The sequence below is a fragment of the Mesorhizobium sp. P2_E9 genome, from assembly GCF_056403815.1.
Genome location: NZ_JBFUET010000002.1, coordinates 186,294 through 210,677 on the forward strand (window position 1 = coordinate 186,294; position 24,384 = coordinate 210,677).

General features: G+C 64.7%; 22 protein-coding genes. 10 read left to right on the forward strand and 12 right to left on the reverse strand.

The genetic code is table 11. The features are described from left to right. Positions 1 to 3: 3 nt before the first annotated feature. Positions 4 to 864, reverse strand: a complete 861-nt coding sequence (locus AC1D05_RS04110; protein ID WP_477438450.1) for a MurR/RpiR family transcriptional regulator — start codon at positions 862 to 864, stop codon at positions 4 to 6. A 176-nt stretch (positions 865 to 1,040) separates the two neighbouring features. On the opposite strand from AC1D05_RS04110, the gene murA reads away from it, so the two are divergent. The 9 genes from murA (at position 1,041) to AC1D05_RS04155 (ending at position 11,854) form a co-directional block, all read left to right on the forward strand. Further along, positions 1,041 to 2,294, forward strand: coding sequence for a UDP-N-acetylglucosamine 1-carboxyvinyltransferase (gene murA, locus AC1D05_RS04115; protein WP_477438452.1), 1,254 nt, complete (start codon positions 1,041 to 1,043; stop codon positions 2,292 to 2,294). Continuing rightward, positions 2,294 to 3,172 carry a glucosamine kinase nucleotide-binding domain-containing protein gene (locus AC1D05_RS04120; protein WP_477438454.1) on the forward strand — a complete coding sequence of 293 codons (879 nt, stop codon included), beginning with the start codon at positions 2,294 to 2,296 and terminating at the stop codon, positions 3,170 to 3,172. The genes murA and AC1D05_RS04120 overlap by 1 nt, the downstream gene beginning before the upstream one ends. 162 nt (positions 3,173 to 3,334) lie before the next feature. Further along, on the forward strand, positions 3,335 to 4,258 hold the full coding sequence (gene murQ / locus AC1D05_RS04125; RefSeq protein ID WP_477438456.1) for an N-acetylmuramic acid 6-phosphate etherase: 924 nt from the start codon (positions 3,335 to 3,337) through the stop codon (positions 4,256 to 4,258). Between the two features lie 148 nt (positions 4,259 to 4,406). Then, positions 4,407 to 5,924 carry an ABC transporter substrate-binding protein gene (locus AC1D05_RS04130; protein WP_477438458.1) on the forward strand — a complete coding sequence of 506 codons (1,518 nt, stop codon included), beginning with the start codon at positions 4,407 to 4,409 and terminating at the stop codon, positions 5,922 to 5,924. A gap of 31 nt (positions 5,925 to 5,955) precedes the next feature. Next, on the forward strand, positions 5,956 to 6,915 hold the full coding sequence (locus AC1D05_RS04135; protein WP_477438460.1) for an ABC transporter permease: 960 nt from the start codon (positions 5,956 to 5,958) through the stop codon (positions 6,913 to 6,915). Next, on the forward strand, positions 6,915 to 7,754 hold the full coding sequence (locus AC1D05_RS04140; protein WP_477438462.1) for an ABC transporter permease: 840 nt from the start codon (positions 6,915 to 6,917) through the stop codon (positions 7,752 to 7,754). Before AC1D05_RS04135 ends, AC1D05_RS04140 begins: the two co-directional genes overlap by 1 nt. Then, positions 7,751 to 9,499: an ABC transporter ATP-binding protein gene (locus tag AC1D05_RS04145; RefSeq protein ID WP_477438464.1), complete on the forward strand. Its 1,749-nt coding sequence runs from the start codon at positions 7,751 to 7,753 to the stop codon at positions 9,497 to 9,499. Before AC1D05_RS04140 ends, AC1D05_RS04145 begins: the two co-directional genes overlap by 4 nt. A gap of 223 nt (positions 9,500 to 9,722) precedes the next feature. Next, positions 9,723 to 10,727 carry a serine hydrolase domain-containing protein gene (locus AC1D05_RS04150; protein WP_477438466.1) on the forward strand — a complete coding sequence of 335 codons (1,005 nt, stop codon included), beginning with the start codon at positions 9,723 to 9,725 and terminating at the stop codon, positions 10,725 to 10,727. An 11-nt stretch (positions 10,728 to 10,738) separates the two neighbouring features. Continuing rightward, the gene (locus tag AC1D05_RS04155) at positions 10,739 to 11,854 is read left to right on the forward strand and encodes an anhydro-N-acetylmuramic acid kinase (RefSeq protein WP_477438468.1); all 1,116 of its coding nucleotides are present in this window, start codon (positions 10,739 to 10,741) and stop codon (positions 11,852 to 11,854) included. Here the strand turns inward: AC1D05_RS04155 and AC1D05_RS04160 are convergent. From AC1D05_RS04160 to AC1D05_RS04170, 3 genes are all read right to left on the reverse strand, one after another. Beyond that, the gene (locus AC1D05_RS04160) at positions 11,851 to 12,273 is read right to left on the reverse strand and encodes a GNAT family N-acetyltransferase (protein ID WP_477438470.1); all 423 of its coding nucleotides are present in this window, start codon (positions 12,271 to 12,273) and stop codon (positions 11,851 to 11,853) included. The two genes, AC1D05_RS04155 and AC1D05_RS04160, sit on opposite strands and share 4 nt — an antisense overlap. 63 nt (positions 12,274 to 12,336) lie before the next feature. Continuing rightward, the gene (locus AC1D05_RS04165; RefSeq protein WP_477438472.1) at positions 12,337 to 13,725 is read right to left on the reverse strand and encodes a sigma-54-dependent transcriptional regulator; all 1,389 of its coding nucleotides are present in this window, start codon (positions 13,723 to 13,725) and stop codon (positions 12,337 to 12,339) included. Next, entirely contained in the window at positions 13,722 to 15,542 is a 1,821-nt protein-coding gene (locus tag AC1D05_RS04170) for a sensor histidine kinase (RefSeq protein ID WP_477438474.1), read from the reverse strand. The genes AC1D05_RS04165 and AC1D05_RS04170 overlap by 4 nt, the downstream gene beginning before the upstream one ends. A gap of 304 nt (positions 15,543 to 15,846) precedes the next feature. Between AC1D05_RS04170 and AC1D05_RS04175 the strand changes: the two genes are divergently transcribed. Next, positions 15,847 to 17,175: a dicarboxylate/amino acid:cation symporter gene (locus tag AC1D05_RS04175; protein WP_475452048.1), complete on the forward strand. Its 1,329-nt coding sequence runs from the start codon at positions 15,847 to 15,849 to the stop codon at positions 17,173 to 17,175. 72 nt (positions 17,176 to 17,247) lie between these two features. On the opposite strand, the gene AC1D05_RS04180 is transcribed toward AC1D05_RS04175, so the two are convergent. The 8 genes from AC1D05_RS04180 to AC1D05_RS04215 form a co-directional block, all read right to left on the reverse strand. Then, complete coding sequence (locus AC1D05_RS04180; RefSeq protein ID WP_477438476.1) at positions 17,248 to 18,267, reverse strand: ROK family protein; 1,020 nt, start codon at positions 18,265 to 18,267, stop codon at positions 17,248 to 17,250. Next, positions 18,264 to 18,986: a ribulose-phosphate 3-epimerase gene (locus AC1D05_RS04185; RefSeq protein WP_477438478.1), complete on the reverse strand. Its 723-nt coding sequence runs from the start codon at positions 18,984 to 18,986 to the stop codon at positions 18,264 to 18,266. Before AC1D05_RS04185 ends, AC1D05_RS04180 begins: the two co-directional genes overlap by 4 nt. Beyond that, positions 18,983 to 19,816 carry an alpha/beta fold hydrolase gene (locus AC1D05_RS04190; RefSeq protein ID WP_477438480.1) on the reverse strand — a complete coding sequence of 278 codons (834 nt, stop codon included), beginning with the start codon at positions 19,814 to 19,816 and terminating at the stop codon, positions 18,983 to 18,985. Before AC1D05_RS04190 ends, AC1D05_RS04185 begins: the two co-directional genes overlap by 4 nt. Next, positions 19,813 to 20,634: a sugar phosphate isomerase/epimerase family protein gene (locus AC1D05_RS04195; protein ID WP_477438482.1), complete on the reverse strand. Its 822-nt coding sequence runs from the start codon at positions 20,632 to 20,634 to the stop codon at positions 19,813 to 19,815. Before AC1D05_RS04195 ends, AC1D05_RS04190 begins: the two co-directional genes overlap by 4 nt. Continuing rightward, positions 20,634 to 21,710, reverse strand: coding sequence for a Gfo/Idh/MocA family protein (locus AC1D05_RS04200; protein WP_477438484.1), 1,077 nt, complete (start codon positions 21,708 to 21,710; stop codon positions 20,634 to 20,636). Before AC1D05_RS04200 ends, AC1D05_RS04195 begins: the two co-directional genes overlap by 1 nt. A gap of 11 nt (positions 21,711 to 21,721) precedes the next feature. Next, positions 21,722 to 22,543, reverse strand: a complete 822-nt coding sequence (locus AC1D05_RS04205; RefSeq protein ID WP_477438486.1) for a sugar phosphate isomerase/epimerase family protein — start codon at positions 22,541 to 22,543, stop codon at positions 21,722 to 21,724. A gap of 63 nt (positions 22,544 to 22,606) precedes the next feature. Then, positions 22,607 to 23,449 (reverse strand): carbohydrate ABC transporter permease, encoded by an 843-nt coding sequence (locus AC1D05_RS04210; RefSeq protein ID WP_477438488.1) that lies wholly within the window; start codon positions 23,447 to 23,449, stop codon positions 22,607 to 22,609. A 5-nt stretch (positions 23,450 to 23,454) separates the two neighbouring features. Further along, on the reverse strand, positions 23,455 to 24,351 hold the full coding sequence (locus AC1D05_RS04215; protein WP_477438490.1) for a carbohydrate ABC transporter permease: 897 nt from the start codon (positions 24,349 to 24,351) through the stop codon (positions 23,455 to 23,457). Between the last annotated feature and the right edge of the window lie 33 nt (positions 24,352 to 24,384).

The window sequence follows — 24,384 nt, forward strand, 5'->3', positions numbered from 1 at the left end:
CGCTTACGAGGACCGCTCAGCCTTCAGCACCGACACCGCCATCTCGCTGTTGTGGACATAGTCGTTGGCGTCCGGCTGCCTCTGCACCAGAAGGATGAACAGCAAATCGGTCAGCGTCAGTTGCGCGTCGCGCGCGGTGATGGAGGACGAGCGAGCGCGTTCCTCGTCGGCGATGGTGTAGAGGCGGATGTCGGCGACACGGCTCAACGGATTGTCGTGCAGGCCGGTAACGGCGATCACCGTCGTGCCGCGCTTGCGGGCAAGCTCGGCGATGCGCAAGGTTTCGATGCTGGCGCCGGAATAGGAGAGCGCGAACAGCACGTCGCCCGGCCCCAGCGTCGCGGCATTGGCCATCTGGATGTGGCTGTCGCTGTCATGCAGCACGTTGCGGCCGAGCTTCATCAGCTTGTAGGAGAAATCGCGCGCCACCAGCGAGGAGGCGCCGACGCCGACCAGATGGATGCGGCGCGCGCCATCCAGCAGTTCCAGCGTCCGGGAAATGATGCGCTCGCTGTTGGCAGCCACGGTCTGCTGCATCGACAAAAGCTTGCTGCCGATCAGCTTCTTCAGGATGACCGGATAGGTGTCGCCGACCTCGATCGAACCGTGGATGACGCCGGCCGGCACCTGCCAGTCCTGCGCCTTGGCCTCACTGACGGCGAGCTTGAGCTCCTGATAGCTGGCATAGCCAAGCTTCTGGCTGAACTTGACGACACTCGACTGACTGCGGCCGATCTCGGCCGCAAGCGCCGCTGTCGACAGCCGCAGCATCTGGTCGGGATTGTCGACGATGTACCGGCCGATCTCACGATCGCCGGCAGCCATGCCATCGAGCTTCGCATTGATCGTCTTCAGGACGGACATGAACCCTCTACAGCGCTTCGGTGCTCGACGTCAGAGGAATAAATTATTCCAATTTCGATTGACAGCCAAGAACGCAGAATTAATTCTCGATTGGACCGGCGAAAGCCCGGGATTCGAGGCAGGTCTTCCCGAGCGAAACCGCGCCACTATCCGTTTCGCCATACAAGGGTTTAACCATGGACAGATTGCGGATCGTCGGCGGACGAAGACTGGAGGGCGCGGTCACCATATCCGGCGCCAAGAACGCCGCTCTGCCGCAGATCGCGGCTGCCCTGCTCAGCCCCTACCCGCTCGAACTGACCAACCTGCCCGCCGTCACCGACGTCGAAAACATGATTGGCGTGGTGCGGCTTCACGGCGCCGAGGTGACGCGGTCGACGCATGCCGCGACGATCGACACCAGCGCCGCCGTTTCGAAGGAGGCGTCCTACGACACGGTACGGAAAATGCGGGCGACGGTGCTGGTGCTGGCGCCACTGCTCGCCCGGTTCGGCCACGCCCGGGTTTCACTGCCCGGCGGCTGCGCCATCGGCGCGCGGCCGGTCGACATGCATGTCGCGGCACTCGCGGCGCTGGGTGCAAGGATTGCGATCGAGAACGGCTCGATCGTCGCCTCGGCGCCGCATGGACTCACCGGCACGCGCATCGTCTTGAGCTCACCGTCGGTCGGAGCGACCGAAACCGCCATGATGGCGGCGACCACGGCCAAGGGCGAAACCGAGATCCTCAACGCCGCGCGCGAGCCCGAAGTGGCTGATCTCGCCGCTTGCCTCAATGCCATGGGTTCGCGCATCGAGGGCGCAGGCACGCACCGCATCCTGATCGCCGGCGACACCAGCTGGCATGCGGCCCGGCACGACATCATCCCGGACCGGATCGAGGCCGGGACCTATGCCATTGCCGCGGCGATCACCGGCGGGCAGTTGGAACTGACGCATGCCCGGCTCGAGCACATGGCCTCTGTGGTGCAATTGCTTGAGGCCACCGGCGTCAGCGTCTGGCCCGGTGACCGCGGGCTGATTGTGTCACGCGAGCGGCCGCTCAAGGCGGTCGATCTCACGACCGAACCTTATCCGGGGTTTCCGACCGATCTCCAGGCGCAGTTCATGGCGCTGATGTGCTGCGCCGAGGGCGCGTCGCTGCTGCGCGAAACCATCTTCGAGAACCGCTTCATGCATGTACCCGAGCTGATGCGGCTCGGCGCCAACATCAAGCTGCAAGGCACCATGGCGCTGGTGCGCGGCGGCGAGAGGCTGCATGGCGCGCAGGTGATGGCCACCGATCTGCGCGCTTCGGTGTCGCTGGTGCTGGCGGCATTGGTCAGCGAAGGCGAGACGATCATCAACCGCGTCTACCACCTCGACCGCGGCTATGAGCAGCTTGACCGCAAGCTGCGTCTTTGCGGCGCCGACATCGAGCGGCTGAGCTGATGAGCGGCGTGGACTATTTTCTCGGCGTCGATGGCGGCGGCACCGGCTGCCGGGCCCGTATCGAGGATGCGGAGGGAACCGTGCTGGGACAGGGCCTGTCTGGCCCGGCGACAACGCGGCTCGGCATCGACGCAGCCTGGGCCTCCATTGCAAAGGCCTTTGGCGCGGCAATCGAAGAAACAGGGTTCGGGCCAGCCGAGATCGCTGGAATTTATGCCGGCATCGGCCTTGCCGGCATCGGCCGCAAGGGCGCGCTGGAAGCGTTGCGGGCGATCGCGCATCCCTTTGCCAGCATCGATTTCGTCAGCGACGGAGTCGGCGCCTGCCTGGGCGCGCATTCCGGCCAGGACGGCGCCATCGTCATTGCCGGTACGGGCTCGATCGGTCTTGGCTTTGTCGAAGGACGCGACCTGCGCGTCGGTGGCTACGGCTTTCCGATTTCCGACGAAGGCAGCGGCGCCGATCTTGGCCTGAAGGCCGTGCAGCTGGCGCTGCGCGGCCATGACGGCCGGCACGAGCGGACGGCGCTGCTGGCGGAGGTGATGCAGCGCTTCGAAGGCGACCCGATGGAGGCCGTCGCCTGGATGGACCGGGCCAGCGCCACCGACTATGCGGCGCTGGCGCCGATGGTGATGCGCCATGCCGACCAGGGCGACCCGGCCGGACGGCGCATCGTGCAAAGTGCCGCCGAGCAGATCGACACGCTGGTGCGGGTGCTGTTCGAAAAAGGCGCGCCGCGCGTCACCTTGCTGGGCGGCCTCGCCAGCCCGCTCGAACCCTGGCTTTCGCCCGATGTAAGGCGCCGTCTGAAGCCCGCCGACGGCGACGCCGTGTCCGGCGCGATCATCCTTGCCAAGAGGTCGCTCTTCACCCGGTAGCCATCGAAGGAGAAGGAATAAAATATTCCAAATTTCTGTTGACGATGTGAATATCCAATTCTAAAAAGTTAACGAAGAAAACCCGCGACGACGGACCCAGGGTCCGTATGCACCGGTGCCCGTTGAACCGTGCCGGGCAGCATGATTTTTGAAAGCACTGGGATGACCGAACAAGGGTTGATGTCCGAGCTGGACCTGCTGGTTTCCGAAGGCCGCAACCCGAGGACCGTCGACATCGACCTGCTGCCGACTATCGATGTCCTGCGCAAGATCAATGACGAGGACCGGCTTGTCCCGGTGGCTGTCGAAAAGGTGCTGCCGGAAATCGCCGTAGCGGTCGACCGGATCGTGCTTGCCTTCCAGAAAGGCGCCCGCCTGATCTATATGGGCGCCGGCACCAGTGGGCGGCTCGGGGTCCTCGATGCTTCGGAATGTCCGCCCACTTTCGGCGTGCCCGAAGGCATGGTCGTCGGCCTGATCGCCGGTGGTCCCGACGCTCTGGTGCGATCGTTGGAAGGCGCCGAAGACAATCCGAAAATGGGCGCACGGGCATTGCAGGAGATGGGGCTCACAGCGGACGACGTCGTGGTCGGCATCGCTGTCAGCGGGCGCACGCCCTATGTCATCGGCGGGCTGAACTATGCCAGGCAGGTCGGGGCGACCACGGTTGCCCTGTCCTGCAATCCGGCCTCGACCATTGCCGGCATCGCCGACGTCGCCATCTCGCCGGTCGTCGGCCCGGAAGTGCTCACCGGCTCGACCCGGCTGAAATCGGGAACCGCGCAGAAGCTGGTGCTCAACATGCTGACCACGGCCTCGATGATCCGCATCGGCAAGAGTTTTCAGAATCTGATGGTCGACCTCAACCCGTCCAACAAGAAGCTGGTTGCCAGAGCGACAAGGATCGTCATGCAGACCACCGGCTGCACGGCGCAGCAGGCCAAACAGGCGCTCGCCCAGACCGGCAATGACGTGAAGCTGGCGATCCTGGTGACGATCACTGGCCTTGAGGTCGAGGCGGCGCGAACCGCCCTCGGCAAGGCCGGAGGCTTCCTGCGAAAGGCAATCAGCGATGTGACGGCATAAAGCCGCACGGGACAAGACGGCATGAAGCCGCTTTAGACAAGACGGCCCAAGGCCGCATAGACTGGGCCGATACTCCGAACCATGTGTGTCTTGGAAGCGGTCCGCAGAAACTGCAAGGCATCAAGTCAAATCATAATGGGAGACGAAAATGATAGGGCATCTCACAAGAACACTGCTGTCGGGCATCACGGTTGCCGCGATGCTCGGCGTGGCTGTGGTTTCGACGCAGGCGGCAACGCTGCATATGGCCTGGTCGCAGGACGCCACCGGGCTTGATCCGCACAAGCAGACGGCCTTTTCGTCGCTGCGGCTGCTGGAACTGATCTACGAGCCTCTGGTCCGGGTCGATGCCAGCCTGCAGATCATCCCCGCCATCGCCACCTCCTGGGAATTCTCGAAGGACGGCAAGGAATTGACCTTCAAGCTCGACCCCAAGGCGAAATTCCAGGACGGCGCGGCTGTGACCTCTGCCGACGTCAAGGCCTCGTTCGAGCGCATCCTCGACGAGAAGACGGGCGCTGCCGCCCGCGCCAATTTCCTGTCGATCGCCAGCATCGACACGCCCGATGCGGCAACCGTCGTGTTCCATCTCTCGCAGCCCGACGTGCCGATCCTGACGGCGATGAGCGACGTCAATGCGGCGATCGTTCCGGCGGCTGAAATCAAGGCCGGTTCGATCGGCACCAAAGCGGTCGGCTCGGGTCCGTTCAAGCTCGACAAATGGGACCCCAACGCCAAGGAAGTGCTGAGCGCCAACAAGGACTGGGCCGGGGGTGCTACCGGCGTCGACGGCATCGAGATCAGCGTACTTCCGGACGAAGCGGCGATCCTGGCCGCCATGCGCACCAAGCAGATCGATTTCGCGCTGCTCAACGACCCGCTTGTCGCCACGCTGGTGCCGAAAGAGGCCAGCCTGCAGCTGAACCGCGTGCCGGTGCTCGCCTATCACGTGCTGCAGCTCAACCCGTCGCGCAAGCCGATGACCGAGCTCAAGGTGCGTCAGGCGATTTCCTGCGCCATCGACCGGCAGGAGGTGCTGGACACCGCTTCGCTCGGCGAAGGCAAGGTCACCGGACCGCTGACCATCCCGGCGCTGGCGACCGATCCGAGCCAGCTGTTCTGCTACAAGCGCGATGTCGACAAGGCCAAGAAGCTGATGGCCGAAGCCGGCTTTGCCGATGGCTTTTCGGCGACCGTTATCGGGGCCACCGGCGAGCCGCCGACGGCGGCGGCGGAAGCCCAGGTCATCCAGTCACAACTCGCCGAAATCGGCGTCAAGCTCGACATCAAGATGATGGAGCTCAACGTCTATGTCGACGCCTGGCTGAAGGGCGATTTCGACATGGCGATCGCGCTCAATGGCGGCCGCGCCGACCCCTACACCATGTACAACCGCTACTGGACCAAGGCAGGCAATCTGCAGAAGGTGGCGAACTACATCGACGACACGCTGGACAGCCAGATGCAGCAGGGCCGCGCCGAGACCGACCCGGCCAAACGCAAGGCGATCTTCGCCGAGTTCGAGAAGCACCTCGCCGAGATGTCGCCGTGGATCTGGCTCTACACGTCCTACAGTTACACGGCGCAGCAGAAGAACATCGCCGGCTTCGTGCCGACGCCGACGGGCACGCTGTTCAGCCTGAGCAAGGTTACCATCCAGCAGTAGCCGCAGGCATTGGACGAGAGGACCTCTTCGCGTGAACTATCTGATGCGACGACTGGCGACGTTTCCTCTCGTCCTGCTTGGCGTGTCCATCCTGGTCTTCGTGGCGATCAGGATGGTGCCGGGCGATTCGATCACGGCGATGCTGGGTACCGAAGCCGGCCTGCTGACGCCGGCGCAACGTGACTCGCTCGCCGCCTATTTCGGCATCGACCAGCCCTGGTTCGTCCAGTACTGGCGGTGGATCGGCGGCATTCTGCACGGCAATCTCGGCATCTCCGTCACCTATGGCAGGCCGGTGCTCGACGTCATCCTGGAGCGTTTCCCGCTGACGCTGGAGCTGGCCGTCCTGTCGATGATCATCGCGCTCGTGGTCGGCTTGCCGGCGGGGATATTTGCCGCCACGCACAACGAAAAACTGTCCGATTTGGGAGTGCGCATCGCCGCCATGATCGGCCAGTCGACGCCGAGCTTCGTGCTTGGCCTGCTGATCATCTACACGCTGTCGGCCGGCTTCGGCGTGCTGCCGGCGATGGGCGAATTCGCGCCGCTTTGGCAGGATCCCTTGCGCAATCTCAGCCAGCTGATCCTGCCCGCCATCACGCTCGGCTTCGCCTTCGCCGCCTCGGTCACCCGTATCGCGCGCTCGGCGATGCTCGACGTGTTGAGCGACGACTATGTGCGCACCGCGCGCAGCAAGGGTGCGTCGGCGCGCAGCGTCATCTGGCGGCACGCACTGCCCAATGCGCTGATCCCGGTGGTGACGCTGAGCGGCATCGAGTTCGGCTATCTGCTGGGCGGCGCCGTCATCGTCGAGCAGATCTACGCCCTGCCCGGTCTCGGACGCATGGTGCTCGACGCGATCCTGCAGCGCGACTACGCGCTGGTGCAGGGCGCCGTGCTGTTCATCGCCTTCAACTTCATGATCGTCAATCTCCTGGTCGACCTCGCCTATGTCGCGCTCGATCCGCGCATCCGGCTGGGAGAGCAGTGATGCGCATCCTGCGCGCCATCTTCGGCCACGGCAGCGGCCGCATCGGCGGCATCATTGTCGGCGTCTATTTGCTGATCGCCGTCCTCGGCCTGGTCGGGCTGACGCCGCACAACCCGATCACGCAGTTCCGCGTCGACCGGCTGCACGCTCCCAACGGCGCCTACTGGATGGGCACCGATTTGTTCGGTCGCGACGTGGCCAGCCGGCTGATGGCGGGCGTCGGCCAGTCGTTCACGGTCGCCTTCTTCTCGGTGGCCTTCGCTACCTTTGCCGGCACCGTTCTGGGGCTGGCCGCCGCCTGGCTCGGCCGCCGCTGGGACGGCGTGGTGATGCGGATCATGGATGTGCTGCTGGCCTTCCCCGCCATCCTTCTGGCGCTGCTCATCGTCACCGTTGCCGGACCGGGCACCTGGACCAGCGTCGTTGCCATCGGCATCGTCTACACCCCGATCTTCACGCGCGTGGTGCGCGGCCCTGCCCTTTCGCTCAAGGCACGTGAATTCGTCGACGCCGCGCGCACCTTTGGCAGCAGTTCGTTCTACATCGTCACCCGGCATTTGCTGCTCAACCTGGTGGCGCCGCTGACCGTTCAGGTGACGCTGGCGCTGGCCTGGGCGCTGCTGACGGAAGCCGGCCTGAGCTTTCTCGGCCTCGGCACACAGCCGCCCGCCGCATCACTTGGTCTGATGCTGAGCGACAGCCGCAATTTGATGGAGACAGCGCCCTGGCTGATGATCTTCCCGGGCCTGGCGATCATGATCAGCATCCTCGGCTTCAACCTGCTGGGTGACGCCTTGCGCGACATCCTTGACCCGAGGATGCGGAGGGCGCCGGCATGACGCCGCTGCTGTCCGTTTCGGATCTTCGCGTCGGCTTCGGCCGCAATCCTCAAGCCAATGAGGTGGTGCGTGGCGTCAGCTTCGATCTGGCGGATGGCGAAACGCTGGCCATTGTCGGTGAAAGCGGCTCCGGCAAATCCGTCACCGCACTGTCGATCAACCGTCTTATCGATTTTGGTGGTGGCCGCATCACCGGCGGCGCGATGAAGCTGAAGCGGGCCGATGGCAGCCTCTTCGACCTGATGAGCGCCACCGAGCCGCAGCTGACCGGCATTCGCGGCGCCGAGATCGGCATGATCTTCCAGGAGCCGATGACTTCGCTCAATCCGGTGCTGACCATCGGCACGCAGATCGAGGAATCGTTTCGGCTGCACCGTGGCCTCACCGGCCGACAAGCTACGGCGGCAGCCAAGGATGCGCTCGACCGCGTGCGCATCCCCGATGCCGCGCGGCGGCTGAAATACACGCCCAACCAGCTGTCCGGCGGCATGCTGCAACGGGTGATGATCGCCATTGCGCTCGCCTGCAATCCGCGCCTGCTGATCGCCGACGAGCCGACGACGGCGCTCGACGTCACCGTGCAGGCGCAGATCATGGCACTGCTGGCCGAGTTGAAGCGCGAGACCGGCATGTCGATGATCTTCATCACCCATGATATCGGCCTGGTTGCCGGCATCGCCGACAAGGTGATGGTGATGCAAAACGGGCAGGCCGTCGAGCAAGGCGAGCTGAACCAGATCCTCGACAGGCCGCAGCATCCCTACACGCAGCATCTGCTGCAGGACGTGCCGCATTTCGCCAACGGAAGGGCGACGCGCGCGGACGGACAACGCGACAAGGGCGCAAGCAAGGAACCGGCCTTGAAGGTCGATGGCCTCGTCGTGCGGTTTCCTCTCAAGAGCAATCTCTTCAGCCGCGCCACCGGCGCGGTGCATGCCGTCGACGGCATCGACTTCGACCTGATGCCGGGCGAGACTTTGGCCATCGTCGGCGAGAGCGGCTCGGGCAAATCGACAACCGCAAAGGCGGTGCTCGGCCTGGTGCGCTCGACGCGTGGCAGCTTCTCGGTCGGCGCCCGAAAGGCCTCAACCGAGCAAAGCGCCAAACCGGTGCAGATGGTGTTCCAGAACCCCTATGCCTCGCTCAATCCGAGGCTGAGCATCGAAAGCATCCTGGCGGAGCCGGTGATCGCCACCGGTGGCCGCGTGGATGCCGGAACGCGGGCCAGGATGGCGAGCCTGCTGGAACGCGTCGGCCTGCCTGCGAATAGTTTGCAGCGCTATCCCCACGAGTTTTCCGGCGGCCAGCGGCAAAGGCTGTGCATCGCACGCGCGCTGATGCTCAACCCGTCCGTGGTCGTTCTCGATGAGGCGGTGTCGGCGCTCGACGTTTCGGTGCAGGCCAAGGTGCTGGAATTGCTGGTCGATCTGCAGCGCGACTTTGGGCTGGCCTATCTGTTCATCTCGCACGACATGGCAGTGGTCGAGCGGATCGCGCATCGCATCGCCGTCATCTATGCCGGCCAGATCGTCGAGATCGGCGACGCGGCTTCGGTGCTGTCGAAGCCGAAGCATTCCTATACCAAGAAGCTGATCGCCGCCGTTCCGACCATCGACCGGCGGCGCGAGCATTTCGAGCTCGACACACGGCAAGTGCCCTCGCTTGTGCGCCCGCAGGGGTTCGAGCCGGCGGCGGCGCGCTGGGAGCAGTTTGACGGGGATCACATGGCGAGGGTGGAAGGGTGATGCTCCAAACACTTCCAGACTTGGCGGGACAGCGCCCCCCTCTGTCCTGCCGGACATCTCCCCCACATGGGGGGAGATCGGCAGTTTTGACCTTCCACCCACCTTCCAACGCAGAAGGTTGGCGAAAGCAGTGCCGACATCCAATCTCCCCCCTCGTGGGGGAGATGTCCGGCAGGACAGAGGGGGGCGCGAAGGATCGCGGCGTCTCAAGAGGAGGCTCCCCTTGAGCCCCCTCGCCTCCCTCTTCGACCACGCGTTCGCTCCACTGGAAGCTGCAGTGGCCACCAAGCGCATTCCCGGCGGCGTGCTCGGCATTGTCGACAAAAATGGCCACCGCATCACCAGGGCAATCGGCTCGGCACAACTCGCGCCGAAGCAGCGGCCGATGACCGTGGAAACCTGGTTCGACCTGGCGTCCCTGACCAAAATCATCTTCACCACGCCATGCATCCTGGCGCTGGCGCAAGACGGCGTCATCGATCTCGACGCACCGCTGATCTCGGCGCTGCCGGACCTGCGCCAATATGATGCCCAGGCTTGGGAGCGGAAGGTGACCTTCCGCCAATGCCTCGGCCACCAGACGCCGTTTCCGGCCGTCGAACCGATCTACACTTATGGGCGGGACCAGGAGCTGTTGCGCGCCTTCATCCTGCAGCGCGAATGGCGGGCTCGGGACCCCGTCTATTCCGACATCAACTTCATCCTGCTCGGCTTTGCCCTCGAGCGGCTGTCGGGCAAGACGATCCGCCACATGGATCCCGGCCCGGGCTTTGCCTGGTCAACAGAGCCGGATACCGCCGCGGCGACCGAGGACTGCACCTGGCGCCATCGCGTGCTGTCCGGCGAGGTGCATGACGACAATTGCTCGGCGCTGCAAGGCGCCGGTCATGCCGGGCTGTTCGGCACAGCCGCTTCGGTGCTGGATTTCGCGCAAGGGCTGCTGGACGGGACAGTTGCCACCGAACGCTCGATCGCGCTGATGCGCACGCCCTTGTCCGCTACCCGCACCCATGGCTGGGAGCGCCCTTATGACGGCTGGTCAGGCGGGTCCTTGTGCAGCCCGGGAACCATCGGCCACACCGGCTTTACCGGCACCGGACTGTGGATCGACTTCGATAGCGGCAGGGCATGGACCTTGCTCACCAACCGGATCCATCCGACACGTCATTTCGACAGCGGAATCGTTTCGCTGCGGCAAGCGGTCGGCGATCTCATCAACAGCGACTAAGGAAAGCGAACATGGAACCAATCTGGGCCGTCGGCCTGATGACCGGCACCGTGCTTGACGGCAATATCGACGTCGCGCTGATCAAGACCGATGGCGAGCGCATCGACGATTTCGGCACCTACCGGCTGATGCCCTATCCCCAATCGATCCGGGCGCTGCTGGAAGAGACGCTGACGGCGGCCAGAGCCTGGAATTTTGTCGGGCCGGAACCGGCGATCTTCCGCAAGGCCGAGGAAGCGCTGACGCGCGCCCAGTCGGCGGCTGTGAAGGAATTGGTCGAGGGCTACGGCATGACGATGGCCGACATCTGCGTCGTCGGCTTTCATGGCCAGACCGTGCTGCACCGCGCGCCGCAGGTCGGACGGCTCGGCCAGACGCGCCAGCTCGGCGATGGCGAGCTGATGCACTCCCTATTGGGCACCAAGGTCGCCTATGATTTCCGCTCGGCCGACATGCGCGCCGGCGGGCAAGGCGCACCCCTGGCCGCCGCCTATCACACCGCGCTGATGCGCAGCGCCGGCGCCAGCGGCGAGGTGGCCGTGCTCAATCTCGGCGGCGTCGCCAACATCACCTGGTGGGATGGCGCCGACAATGTCGTCGCCTTCGACACTGGCCCCGCCAACGCGCCGCTCAACGATTTCATCAAATCGAAGGGGCTCGGCGAAATGGACCGCGACGGCGCGCTTGGCCGTGCCGGAACGGTCGACGAGGCAAGGCTCGCCAAGCTGCTGCAGCATCCCTATCTCAGCAAGCCCTACCCCAAATCGCTGGACCGGTTCGACTTCGGCGCCGCCATGGCCGATGGCCTTAACACCGAGGATGGTGCGGCCCTGCTCACCGCCTTCACCGCCGGCGCCGTCAGCAAGGCGCTCGACCTTTTGCCAAGCCGGCCGAAGAAGCTTGTGGTCAGCGGCGGCGGCCGCCACAACCCGACGATGATGGCCATGCTGGCCAGCCGCGCTGGCGTCGAGGTAGTGCAGGCCGAAAGCCTCGGCTGGAGCGGCGACGCGGTGGAGGCGGAGTGTTTTGCCTTCCTGGCGGTGCGCGTGCTGCGCGGCCTGCCCATCAGTTTTCCAAGCACCACTGGCGCGCCGCAGCCGATGCGCGGCGGAAAACTCGCAGGCTAAGCCAGTTTCTTCTGCAGGAAGATGCGGCTGCGGCCGACTGGAAAATCGGCCAGCGTGCCGAAGGGCTGATAGCCCTGGCGCTGGTAGACCTTTTCGGCGTTCGGATTGAAGGTGTCGATCAACGCGCCGTGGCAGCCGCGCGCCACGGCTTCTTGCTCGGCCGCGTCCAGCATCTGGCCTGCCATGTGCTGGCCGCGCAGCCTTTCATCGACCCACAGCCACTGCACGTAGAGCCAGCCCCAGGCGGTGTAACCCGAAATGCCGGCAACGACGGCGCCGTCGTCGTCGCGCACGAACACGGCCAGGGCCTTTCGTTCGGATGCGCCGACGTCGCCATCGTTGAATGCCGTCAGCCGTTCGCTCAGAAAGGTGAGGTCTTCCGGCAAGGGGTTTGCCGTCGTTTCGAGTGTGGTGTTCATGGCTCTTTCCGGAATGCTCGGCTGGATGGGATGACGGGTTATGAAGCGTGAAGCCCGCGCAATCTATGTCTGCTCTCGAACTGGGTGCGGATCGCCGCCACTGCGGAATTCGGACGCGGCAATGCCGTAGCGCTTGAGCTTGTCGTAAAACGTCTTGCGCGGCACGCCGAGCGCGTCGATGGCGCCGCGCACATCGCCGCCATGGTCACGCAACGCGTCGCGGATGAGCTGCGCCTCGTAGTGGCCAACCCTTTCGGGCAGCGAAGCGCCTGCCGGGTCCGATGATTGCGAGGGAACTGCCCTCGTCTCGTCCTCAGGGCCAAGGCCAAGCGCGACGCGATCGGCGAAATGCGCGAGCTCACGCACATTGCCCGGCCAGGCATGTGCCTGGAGATGGTCGCTGACCGCTGCGTTCACCTTGGCGACCGGCCGGCCAAACCGTTCCGCCGCCTTGCCGAGGAAATGACCGAACAGCATCGGGATGTCGCCGCGCCGCTCACGCAAAGGCGGGATGCGCAGCGTCACCACGTTGAGGCGGAAATAGAGATCCTCGCGAAAATCGCCGCGCTGGTCCGGCCGGCCGAGATCGACTTTCGTCGCTGCCACGACCCTGAGATCGATACGCCGGATCTCGTTCGAGCCGAGCGGGGTGAGGCTGCGCGTCTCCAGCACGCGCAACAGCTTGACCTGCAGGGCCGGCGGCATGGATTCGATTTCGTCGAGGAACAGCGTGCCGCCGCTGGAATGTTCGACGCGGCCGATCCGCCGCCGCTGCGCACCGGTGAAGGCGCCCACCTCGTGGCCGAACAGCTCGCTTTCGATGACGGTCTCCGGCAAGGCACCGCAATTCAGCGCTACAAAGGGTTTGGCACGGCGCCGACCCCATCGGTGCAAGAGGTCCGCCACCACTTCCTTGCCGGTTCCGGTCTCGCCTTCCACCAGCACGTCGACATCCATGTCGGCGATCTGGCGCAAGGTTTCGCGCAGCCGCCTTATGGCGGGCGCTTCGCCGATCAATGGCAGACCGTCGGCGGCCAGAGCGGCGGCTTCGCGCAGCCGCCGGTTTTCCATCACCAGCCGTCGCTTCTCGCTCGCCCGTTTCAGCGCCTCGACAAGGCGATCGCCAGCATAGGGTTTTGGAATGAAATCGTAGACGCCGTCCTTCAGTGCCGCCACCGCAAGATCGACATCGCCATGCCCGGTGACCAGGATCACCGGTATGTCCGGGTCGATCGCCTTGATGCGATCAAATAGCTGCAGGCCGTTCATGCCCGGCATGCGGATGTCGCTGACGACCACGCCATCAAAGTCCCTGTCGACGACGGCAAGCGCGGCTTCGGCAGCATCGCGCGCGACCACCGTGAACCCGGCAAGTTCGAGCAATTGCGTGGTGGCATGCAGCAGGTCGGCATCGTCGTCGACGAGCGCCACAAGCCCTGATCCCTGCGTCATTCAATTCGCCTCAAATCGATGGTGAAGGACGCGCCGCCGGCGCTGTCGGGATCGAGCTGCAAGGTGCCGCCCAATTCCTGGGCGATCTCCTGCGAGATCACCAGCCCGAGGCCGAGCCCCTTCTCCTTGGTGGTCTGGAACGGCATGAACAGATTGCCGGCTGCTTCCGGGCCAAGACCGGGGCCGTTGTCGCGCACCGAAATCAGCACCCGGTCGTCGCGCTCCGCAAGCTCGATCTCGATGCGGGGATCGGGCTGATCCTTCATGGCGTCGAGTGCGTTCTGCAGCAGGTTGACGAGGATCTGCTCCAGCCGGATGCGGCTCGCCATGACCATCGGCGAGGCGCTGCCGCGCGGCTTGACGATGGTGACGCCGGAATCGCGGATGCGACCGGAGAGCAGCGACAGGGCGCCGTCGATCGCCTCGCGCACCGGCAAGGGCGAGGCCGCAGTGCCGGGCCGGCGGGCGAAGGTGCGCAGCGTATTGGTGATCGCGCCGATGCGTTCGGTCATCGAGACGATCGAGGTCAGATTGCCGCTCGCCGGTTCGGTCTTGCCGGTTTCGAGGAAGCGTCCGGCATTTTCGGCATAGGTGCGGATGGCGGCGACCGGCTGGTTGATCTCATGCGCCACGCCGGCGGCGATCTGGCCAAGGATGGAAAGCCGGTTGGCCTGGGCGAGGTCGTCGCGCAGCCGGCGCACCTTGGCCTCGGCGCTCTCGCGCTCGGCGATTTCGCCGGCAAGCGCTGTGTTGGAGCGCGTCAGTTCCGCCGTTCGCGTCGATACCCGGCTTTCGAGCTCGGCGTTCATGCGCGCCAGCGCTTCCTCACGCAGCCGGCGTGTGCGGCGGCGCCTCGTCAGCACATAGGCAAGCAGGCCCGTCAGCAGCAGTCCGAGCAGTGTCGTCAACCGCGCCGTATTGGCGGCGGACGACAGAGCGACGTCCGCCGGCGTCAGCAGCCAGAGGCGCCACCCAGGGACCGCACCTGGCAGGTCCTGCACCACTTCGACGAACTGGCGCCGCTTGCCCGAGCTGTCGATCGTCGCCAGACCGTCGCCGGCGCCGCGCCGTATCGGCAGCGGCTCAAACGCGGCGTCCGTCAATTGCAGCTGTTCATGGGCAGCGGCGGCGTCTTGGGCGGAGAGCGGCGCCAGCGCATGAAACCGCCATTCGGGCTCACTGGTAGCCAGCACGACACCGCGTTCGTCGGTGACGAAAACGAGGAAGCCGCTGGAGCGCCAATTGGCTTCGACACCGTCGAGCTCGACCTTCAGCACCGCGACGCCCAGCGGCTTGCCGTTATCGTCGACGCGGCTCGAAAGATAGAGACCCGGCCGGCCGCTGATCGTGCCGAGGCCGTACTGGCTGGCAGAACCCTTCGCCATCGCCTCGTTGAAATAGTGACGAAAATTATAGTCGATGCCGACAAAGCTTGTCGGCTCGCCGGCATTGCTGGCCGATATTGCGATGCCCGCCGTATCGATGACATAGATGGCGGACGCCGAGGCATCGCCGGCAATCGCCTTGAGCTTGTCGTTGAGGGCCGCTTCCCGCATCTTTCCGGCGCGGCGCAGCGCCCCGCGCACGGCATCGTCGCGGGCCAGCACCAAGGGAACCAGGCGCTGTTTTTCGATCTCGCCGGTCAGCGTTCCCGCCGCCAGCGGCAAAGCGGCAAGCGCTGTGTCGCGCAGGTCATTGGTCGCCTGGCCGGTGGCTATGCGTCCCGCGATGGCGATCGCGCCGGCCAGGATAGCCAGGCCGACGACGACGACAAGCCAGCGGCCATCGCGCAGCCGGGCCACCGCCTCACGCAACAAGTCGCGACCGGCAAACCCGGTGGGGCCACTATTGGTGCCTGCCTGCGACGTCTGCCCTCTCCCTTTGCTAGCGGCTTAGCGGTCACTCTAATGCGAAATTCCGCCCAAGCAAACTTTCCGCGTGCGGAAATCCGCACAAACCTCCACCAAAGGCCGCTGAAGAATGCCCGGCATCCCGGGATTCCGGGCTTTCCCCGATCTGGCACAGCGCTTGCAAAACTCCTTCCAGCGGCGGGCGACCGGAACGCCGCGATGGGAGAAGTCACGCAGGGCGGGTTCCGTCCATCCGGCCAGGGAGAGATCGATGCACATCGCAGACCAATCAGGCGCGCCCGCCGCGCAACGCAAGCCCCTTTATGCCCAACTCTACGTGCAGGTGCTGGTGGCGATCACCGTCGGCATCCTGCTCGGCCATTACTATCCGTCTGTCGGCGAGAGCATGAAGCCGCTCGGCGACGCCTTCATCAAGCTGGTCAAGATGATCATCGCCCCGGTCATCTTCCTGACGGTCGCGACCGGCATTGCCGGCATGAGCGACCTGCAGAAGGTCGGCCGCGTCGCCGGCAAGGCGATGCTCTACTTCCTCACCTTTTCGACATTGGCCCTGATCATCGGCCTCATCGTCGCCAATGTCGTGCAGCCGGGCGCCGGCTTCAACATCGACCCGGCGACGCTCGATGCCTCGACCGTCAACACCTATGCCGCCAAGGCGCATGACCAGTCGGTCACCGGCTTCCTGATGAACATCATCCCCGGCACGATCGTCGGCGCCTTCGCCGATGGCGACATCTTGCAGGTGCTGTTCTTCTCGGTGCTGTTCGGCATCGCGCTGGCGCTGGTCGGCGACAGGGGCGCACCGGTGCTCAACTTCCTGCAGGCGCTGATGGCGCCGATGTTCAAGCTGGTCAGCGTGCTGATGAAGGCCGCCCCCATCGGCGCTTTCGGCGCCATGGCCTTCACCATCGGCAAATACGGCATCGGCTCGGTCATCAACCTCGCCATGCTGGTCGGCACTTTCTACGCCACGTCGCTGCTGTTCGTGTTCGTCGTGCTGGGTGCGGTCTGCCGCTACAACGGCTTCTCCATCCTGTCGCTGCTGCGCTACATCAAGGAAGAGCTGCTTTTGGTGCTGGGCACCTCCTCGTCGGAAGCCGCCCTGCCCTCGCTGATGGAAAAGATGGAAAAGGCCGGCGCCAAGCGCTCGGTGGTCGGCCTGGTCATCCCGACCGGCTATTCCTTCAACCTCGACGGCACCAACATCTACATGACACTGGCGGCGCTGTTCATCGCCCAGGCGACGAACATCCATCTGTCGATCGGCGACCAGATCCTGCTGCTGCTGGTGGCGATGCTCTCGTCCAAGGGTGCTGCCGGCATCACCGGGGCCGGCTTCATCACGCTGGCCGCGACGCTCTCGGTCGTGCCCTCGGTGCCGGTCGCCGGCATGGCGCTGATCCTCGGTGTCGACCGCTTCATGTCGGAGTGCCGGGCGCTGACCAACTTCGTCGGCAACGCGGTCGCCACGCTGGTTGTCGCCCGCTGGGAAGGCGAACTCGACGAGGCAAAGCTCGCCAGGGCGCTGGCCGGAACGGCCGACGACAGCCTGCCGGCGGATGTCGTTCCCGCCGAGTAATCCGCGCGATCGCATAGCAATGCAAATGGCCGCAGGCATCGCTGCCTCCGGCCACTTTTTTACCTCGACGTGTCAGCCACTGAAATCCCTTCGCGCTTCCGGGAACGTGCTTGGACCGACCGGCATGCGGGCCGCCAGGCTGCCATCGTCGAACAGGACAAGGCTGGCGGCGCCGACTAGGCCGGCATGGCGGCCGAGTTGCGCCTGCACGACCGGCACGTCGCGATAGGCGCGCATGGCACGCTGCCGGATGGTCGCCTCGATGACCGGATGCATCAGGTCGAGGCCATTGGCGATGCCGCCGCCGACGACCAGCACGTCGGGCGAATAGAGATGCAGGAGATTGGTGAAACCGACACCCAGCCAGCGCGCCTCCTCCTCAAGCAGGGCGGCAGCGAGGCCATCTTGCAGCCGCGCCGCCTCGACCACGTGGCGGCCGGTGACCTCGCCGTTGGCCGAGAGACGACGCAGCGTCGAGCCGTCAAAGGCTGACGTCGCGGCGTTGGCGCGGCGGCCAAGTGCCGTGCCCGAGGCGATGGCCTCGAAGCAGCCGACGACACCGCAGACACAGCGCTCGCCCTCATTGGTAATGGTCATATGGCCGATCTCGGCGGCCAACCCACGGCGGCCATGCAGGATGCGTCCGTCGGCAACGACGCCGCCACCAATGCCGGTGGAGACCGTGACGAAGACCAGCGAGCGAGCGCCATGGCCGGCACCGAAGCGCCATTCGCCAAGTGCCGCCGCGTTGGCGTCGTTCTCCAACCGCACCGGCAGGCCGAGCCGCCGCTCGAGGATATCGGCCAGCGGCACATCCTGCCAGCCGGCAAGTGTCGGCGGCCCGACAGCGATGCCGGCCAGCGGATCGAGCGGTCCCGGCGCGCCGACGCCGACGCCGACAATGGCGAGCCCCGGCGCCTCGGCATGAACAGTCGCGGCCAGCGCCTCGATCTGGCCGATCACCACGTCGGGTCCGGCCTGCGCCTGTGTCGGCACCGCGGCGAAGGCCAGTATCTTGCCGTCACGGTCGACCAGGGCGGCACGAAGCTCGGTGCCGCCAAGATCGATCGCGAGGGCGGCTTCAGTGGTCATGCCGCGACCTTCAGCCCATGCAGCCAGCCGATGCGGCCGGCGAGATCCTTGTCGCCAAAGGCGAGCGACCCCAGAACCACGGTTTCGGCGCCGGCGGCACGCAGCAGCGGCACCGTCTCGTGGCGGATGCCGCCGTCGGCGGCAAGAACCACGGCGGCCTCGCGGCCGGCCTTTCTCAGGATGGTACGGGCGGCACCCAACCTATCGCAGGCTTTCTTCGACAGGCTCTGGCCCTTGACGCCGATCGCGGTGCCAAGAAGCGTGACGAAGGCGACCTCGGAGACGAAAGGCGTCACCGTCTCGACCGGCGTCTCCAGCCTCAACACAACGCCGGCTTCGGCGCCGAGTTCGCGAGCCAGCCGCACCGCGCGCAATCCCGCTTCGCCGTTTTCGGCATGGACGCTGATCATGTCGGCGCCGGCCTCGATGAACTGGCGCGTCTGCGCTTCGACGATTCCCGCATCGACCATCAGATGGACGTGGATGGGTTTGGTCGTCAGCCCGGCGATGCGGGCAACGAGATCGGGGAAGAACAGGAAGGACGGCGCGAAATGGCCGTCCGCGACATCGATGTGATGCAGATCGACATGAGGTTCGATCCGTTTCAGGTCGCTCTCGAAATTGGCGAGATTGGCCGACCAGAGCGAGAATTCGGCGATCAGACGATCGCGCGGCAATGCGGCGATGGCCGCGGCGCCTGACAGGGTTTTGGAAGTCATGATGGGTCCTGGTTGTTGAAGTTTCTGTCGAGAAAGCCGCCGATGGCGGCACGGATTTCGGCGAAATGGCGATCCTTGTCGGTAGCTTTCGGTGTCACCTCGGCGAAGGCCGCGTTGGGGATGGTCTCGGCAAGCTCGCGGGCGGTCGCCAGGGGATGGACGAGATCGATGCCGCTGCCGATGACCAGTGTGGGAATTGCGAGACCAGCGGCTTCGGCCTGCGTCACGCCGGGTCCGTCGACCGCGATCGCCTGCATCACCTCGGCGAAGACGATCGCGTTTTCACGCGCGAAGAAGCCGAGCAGCGAGGCGAGATTGTCCGGCGCCTCTGTGCGAAAGCGGGCCGATGTCGCGGAGGACGCGAAGGCGTCGCGGGCTTCAGCCAGCGGAAGCCGGCGGATGAGTTCGGCCACTTCAACGTAAGGGTGCATGTTTTGCGGCGCCGCGTCGAAGGCCCAGGCGGGACGCACAAGCACCAAGCCAAGCACACGGTCCGAGTGGCGAGAAGCGAGGTGCAGCGCGATCGCCGCGCCCATCGAAATGCCGCCGGCGACGAAGCGGTCGAGGCCCGCCGCATCGGCGGCGGCCAGCACGTCATCGGCGAACATCGCGATCGAGAACGGACGCTTGCTGCCGGCACTGGCTCCGCCCTGCGCGCGGCATTCGACGGTCAGCCGGCGGCGCGACGGGCCATCGGGAAAATTCTGCGCCACCTGGGCGGCATCGCCGCCGAGACCATGCTGGAAGACGACGGGAAGCCTGCCCCGCCCCGTGTCGAAGACACGAAGGGCGGCATCATCGCGCAGCAGGATCGTTGGCGCCGCACTCATCGGAGCAGCCCTCGCAGGAAGGCGGCAACGCCCGGAGCCTCATCGGCGGACAGCCCGTGGGTGACGAGCGCGCCGTCGAAACTCACGGCCTTCAGCCGTGCGACGAAATCCGGGAAATCGACGATGCCTTGCCCTGATGTGGCGAAGCGGCCGTCACCGTGACGATCCTTGGCGTGCGCCATGGCAATGTGGCCGGCGGCTTCACCGATCGCGGCGGCGACAACGGCGCGTGCCTCGTCCGGCGTCGCGTGTTCGAACAGGTTCGCCGGATCGAGCACGATCTTCAGTCGCTTCGAGCCCATGTCGGCGATCAGGCGTGTCGCGTCGCTTGCCGAGGTGACGATATTGGCTTGTTCGGGCTCGATACCGAGATCGACGCCGGCCTCCTCGGCCAGCGCCAGCGCCTTCTCCATCTCGACGGCCATGTCGGACCAGGCAGCCGGTGTGGCATTGTCGGGATGAAATGCCCATTGGTCTGCGGCATTGCGCGAACCGGTGCAGAGCGTGACCAGCGGAATACCGAGAGCTGCCGCCGTCTTGACGACGACGGCGAGACGGCGAAGACCGTCATCGCGCACGGCCTTGTCGGGATGCGCCATGTTGTAGGTGCCCGACAGAGCGGCGAGCGAAACACCGGACGATCGCACGGCAGCGCGGATCGCCGCGACCGCATCCGCCGGAGCGGCATCCGGCATCGACGGCAGGCCGGCGCAAGCGAGATTGAACTGGGTCGTCTCATAGCCCGCCTGCCGCACGGCCGTCAGCACGGCGGCCGGCTCGGTGCCCGAAAAAGTCTTGGCGAAGATGCCGAGACGCATCAGACCGCACCCGAAACCGAGGCGAGTTCGACACGCTCACCAGTCTCGACCGAACGGGCAATGGCGACCATGGCGCGGATCGAGGCGATTCCGTCTTCGACATTGGCCCCGCGCATCGGCGTGCCGTTCAGCACCGTGTCGGCAAGGCCTTCCAACTGGCGGCGGAAGAAATGGCCGTCGGCGCCGAGCGGTTTGCGCGAGGTCGCGTCCTTCTCGTGGAAGATGTCGACTTCGCTGGCGCGGAAGTACCAGGGGTTGAAGGTTTTCGCCATGACGGAACCGTTTTCGCCATAGAGCTGGAACCCTTCGTGCCAGTCCATGCGCACGGCGACGGTTAGATCGAGATGACCGAGAGCGCCGCTGGCGAACTCGGTTTCGACGAACCAGCAATAGGCGCCGAAGCGTTCGTTGAGGCGCGCGCGGACCGCTGTGATGTCTCCGCACAGGAAACGGGCGGTGTCGACGAGGTGCGAGCCGTGCGCCAGCATGAAATATTGCCTGAGATCAGCCTTCGGATTGCCGCCTGGTTTCCTCGCCAGCTTGCTGGTGACGGGCAGCGGCTGGATGGCATCGGTGTTGGTGTAGCGGTGGGTGGAATCGCAGTACCAGGCCTTGAGTGCCAGCACCTCGCCCATCTCGTCGCGGACGAAGTCGCGGGCCGCCTCCAGCGCCGGGTCGAAACGCTTCATGTGACCCACCTGCAGCACCTTGCCCGAACGCTTCACCGCCGCGGCCAACGCCTCGCCCTCCTCGACAGAGGTGCCGATCGGCTTTTCGCAGAGAACATGCTTGCCGGCGTCGAGCGCCTTGATCGACATCGGCACGTGATAGGCATCCGAGGTGGCGACGATCACGGCTTCCAATTCGGGATCGGCGAGCATGGCGTCGTAGTCGGCATACATCTTTTGCGGTTCATAGGTGGCGCCCATGCGGGCGAGCAAATCGGGCGCCGCGTCGCAGATGGCGTAGAGGTCGGCATTGGCGGCCTTCGTGCAGGATTGCAGATGCGCGAACTGCGCGATGGGTCCGCAGCCGAGCACGCCGATCCTGAGGCGTCTGTCTTGTTTCTTGATCATCGTCTCGTTCTTCAGGCGCCGTAGTTGCGCATTGTCTGGCGGTTGGTCTTGACCGCGCCGGCGGGATCGGCGGCGGCCGTGTCGGATTCCTCTTCCAGCACCAGCCAGCCGTTGAAGTGCGGTGCGGTGTTTGCGATCTCGATGACCGCTGGTGTGTCGCAGACGCCTTGGCCGAGCATCGCCCAGGTGCCGTTGGCATCGACGTCCTTCAAATGGATGTAGCGGATGCGGTCGCGATAGGTGCGCAGCGTGTCGGCCATGTCCTTGTGGCCGCGCAAGATGTGGCCGGTATCCGGCACCCAGCCGACCAGACCGGGGTCGAGCAAGGCAAAGATCCTGTCATAGTCGGCGCGGTCGAACAGCAGCGTGTTGTGGTGCGAGCTCGGATGCACCGCCACCTGGACACCGGCCTTGCGGCCGAGCTCACCGGCCTTGTTGTAGACCTCGGCGGCGATGGCGAACTTGTCGTCGCGCGGCCCGTCGGACACCACGGTTGCCGACCCCATCGAGACAAGCGCGCCGGGAAAGGCGGAAGCGAAATCGATCCAGCGCTTCGCCGCCTCAAGGTCGGCGCCGATCTCCTCCTTGAGCGTAAAACCGCTGTCCGAGCCGAACGCGAAGGAAACGAGCGTCAGGCCGGACGACTTCAGCGCGGCGGCGAATTCCGACGGCCGGTCGGCGTAGCGGCCGATCATGGTGTCGGTGATCTCGATGCCGGAATAGCCGCCATCGGCGATGGCCTTCAACAGATCGTCGGGGCCGCCGGTAAAGCGGTCTCCCAGCATTTCCCAGGTGAAGGTCTGGCAGCCGACTTTGAGGTCTTTCACGTTCATCCTTTCAATCCTTGATACCGCTTATTGCTTGATGCCACTCTGCGTCGCCCTGGGATGGACATGCTACTTGACCGAGCCGGCGGTCATGCCGGCGAGGAAGTACCTCTGGGCAACGAGGTAGATGATCAAGAGCGGTAGCGAGCCGAGCACGCTCATCGCCATCATCTGGTTCCATTCGAAGGCGTGCTGCCCCATCAACAGCTGGATGCCGATCGGGACGGTGCGCATGGACGTTGACTTCGTCAGCGTCAGCGCAAAGAGAAATTCGTTCCAGCACAACAGGAAGGTGTAGACCGACGTCGCCACGATACCAGGCAGTGAAATCGGGACGACCACCCGCCAAAGCGCTGTCCAACTGGTGCCGCCATCGACAGCCACGGCTTCATCGAGATCGCGGGGCAAGGTGTTCAGATATCCCGTCATCAGCAGGATCGCGTACGGCAGTGTAAACACCAGGTAAGTCAGGATCAGCGCGACGTAGGTATCGAAGATACCGTATGAGACGACAAGCCCGAAGAAGGGGATCAAAAGTGTGATCGGCGGAATCGTCTGTGTGCTGATGATGAGTGTGTTGAGGCTGCCCTTGCCGCGGAAGTTGAAGCGGCTGAACCCGTAGGCCGCCAGCAAGGCGATCAGCACCGTCAGCACGGTAACCGATCCCGCCACGAAATAGCTGTTGAAGAAGAAGCGCAGCTTTACCGGGTCGCCAAGGATGGCTGCGTACGCTTCCAGCGTGAAGGCCTTTGGCAGGATGGTTGGTGGCAGGGCAAAGATTTCGGTGTTCGATTTGAACGAACTGCTCAGCATCCAGTAGATCGGGAATGCCGCGAAGAACAGTCCAGCTGCAAGCGCTACATGGAGCGCGACGGTGATCAGCCTGTCTTTCGGCGTATGCCTTTTCCTCATGGTGACTACCGAGCCTTTTGATAGCGAATGTAGAACAGCGTCAGGCCGAGAGAGATCAACAAGATGACCACGGCGCTCGCCGAAGCCTGCGACAGGTTGTAGCTCGAAAACGCCAGCTTGTAGGTGTAGGTGCTGAGGACCTCGGTCGAGTAGATCGGGCCACCGCCCGTCGTTATCCAGATCAACGGGAAGACCTGCATGGTCCAGATGAAGTCGAGCAGCGAGATGCTGATGATGATCGGCATCAGCTGCGGGATGGTGATGAAGATAAGCTTCTGGTAGGCCTTCGCCCCGTCGATATCGGCGGCCTCGTAGAAATCCTTGGGAATGCCCTGCAAACCCGCGAGCAGGCTGACCATGAAGAGCGGATAGCCCGCCCAGATATTGGCGAAGGTGACAGCGTGCAGCGCGGTCGCAGGCGAGGAAAACCATTCAACCTTGGAGCCGATGATGCCCAATTGCATGAGAATGCTGTTGACGACACCGTTCGGCTCGAGCAGCAGGCGCCAGATCACGGCGATAATCACCGCGGTGAACAGCCAGGGCAGGATGTAGAGCACGCGCAGAATATTGCGCAGCGTCGGATTGATGCGGTCGCTATTCAGCATGAGCGCGAAGGCCATGCCGATGGTCATGTGGAAAATGACACTCATGCATGTGAAGTAGAGCGTGTGCCACAGCGATGCCCAGAACACGGGATCGTCGAAGATCGCCTGGTAGTGTTTCAGTCCGGCAAAGGATGGGTCGCGACGCAGCACCGCGCTGTTCTGGAACGAGTAGGCAATCACCGTCACCATCGGCAGCAGCATCAGAAGCCCGATTATGAGCAGCGAGGGCGACAGATAGAGGTAGGGTGCGACCGCTCGTTTCAGCTTGTGGTGGGAGCGCTTTTGCCGGGTCATGTGCCAACCTTGGGATACGCCTTCAAGAGAAGG

What these genes read in the sequence shown, in the direction of transcription:
- AC1D05_RS04110 (WP_477438450.1), bottom strand. Translation starts at nt 864, where the DNA reads ATGTCCGTCCTGAAGACGATCAATGCGAAGCTCGATGGCATGGCTGCC.
- AC1D05_RS04130 (WP_477438458.1), top strand. Translation starts at nt 4,407, where the DNA reads ATGATAGGGCATCTCACAAGAACACTGCTGTCGGGCATCACGGTTGCC.
- AC1D05_RS04215 (WP_477438490.1), bottom strand. Translation starts at nt 24,351, where the DNA reads ATGACCCGGCAAAAGCGCTCCCACCACAAGCTGAAACGAGCGGTCGCA.
- murQ (WP_477438456.1), top strand. Translation starts at nt 3,335, where the DNA reads ATGACCGAACAAGGGTTGATGTCCGAGCTGGACCTGCTGGTTTCCGAA.
- AC1D05_RS04210 (WP_477438488.1), bottom strand. Translation starts at nt 23,449, where the DNA reads ATGAGGAAAAGGCATACGCCGAAAGACAGGCTGATCACCGTCGCGCTC.
- AC1D05_RS04165 (WP_477438472.1), bottom strand. Translation starts at nt 13,725, where the DNA reads ATGACGCAGGGATCAGGGCTTGTGGCGCTCGTCGACGACGATGCCGAC.
- murA (WP_477438452.1), top strand. Translation starts at nt 1,041, where the DNA reads ATGGACAGATTGCGGATCGTCGGCGGACGAAGACTGGAGGGCGCGGTC.
- AC1D05_RS04200 (WP_477438484.1), bottom strand. Translation starts at nt 21,710, where the DNA reads ATGATCAAGAAACAAGACAGACGCCTCAGGATCGGCGTGCTCGGCTGC.
- AC1D05_RS04205 (WP_477438486.1), bottom strand. Translation starts at nt 22,543, where the DNA reads ATGAACGTGAAAGACCTCAAAGTCGGCTGCCAGACCTTCACCTGGGAA.
- AC1D05_RS04155 (WP_477438468.1), top strand. Translation starts at nt 10,739, where the DNA reads ATGGAACCAATCTGGGCCGTCGGCCTGATGACCGGCACCGTGCTTGAC.
- AC1D05_RS04160 (WP_477438470.1), bottom strand. Translation starts at nt 12,273, where the DNA reads ATGAACACCACACTCGAAACGACGGCAAACCCCTTGCCGGAAGACCTC.
- AC1D05_RS04120 (WP_477438454.1), top strand. Translation starts at nt 2,294, where the DNA reads ATGAGCGGCGTGGACTATTTTCTCGGCGTCGATGGCGGCGGCACCGGC.
- AC1D05_RS04140 (WP_477438462.1), top strand. Translation starts at nt 6,915, where the DNA reads ATGCGCATCCTGCGCGCCATCTTCGGCCACGGCAGCGGCCGCATCGGC.
- AC1D05_RS04195 (WP_477438482.1), bottom strand. Translation starts at nt 20,634, where the DNA reads ATGCGTCTCGGCATCTTCGCCAAGACTTTTTCGGGCACCGAGCCGGCC.
- AC1D05_RS04185 (WP_477438478.1), bottom strand. Translation starts at nt 18,986, where the DNA reads ATGACTTCCAAAACCCTGTCAGGCGCCGCGGCCATCGCCGCATTGCCG.
- AC1D05_RS04175 (WP_475452048.1), top strand. Translation starts at nt 15,847, where the DNA reads ATGCACATCGCAGACCAATCAGGCGCGCCCGCCGCGCAACGCAAGCCC.
- AC1D05_RS04145 (WP_477438464.1), top strand. Translation starts at nt 7,751, where the DNA reads ATGACGCCGCTGCTGTCCGTTTCGGATCTTCGCGTCGGCTTCGGCCGC.
- AC1D05_RS04180 (WP_477438476.1), bottom strand. Translation starts at nt 18,267, where the DNA reads ATGACCACTGAAGCCGCCCTCGCGATCGATCTTGGCGGCACCGAGCTT.
- AC1D05_RS04190 (WP_477438480.1), bottom strand. Translation starts at nt 19,816, where the DNA reads ATGAGTGCGGCGCCAACGATCCTGCTGCGCGATGATGCCGCCCTTCGT.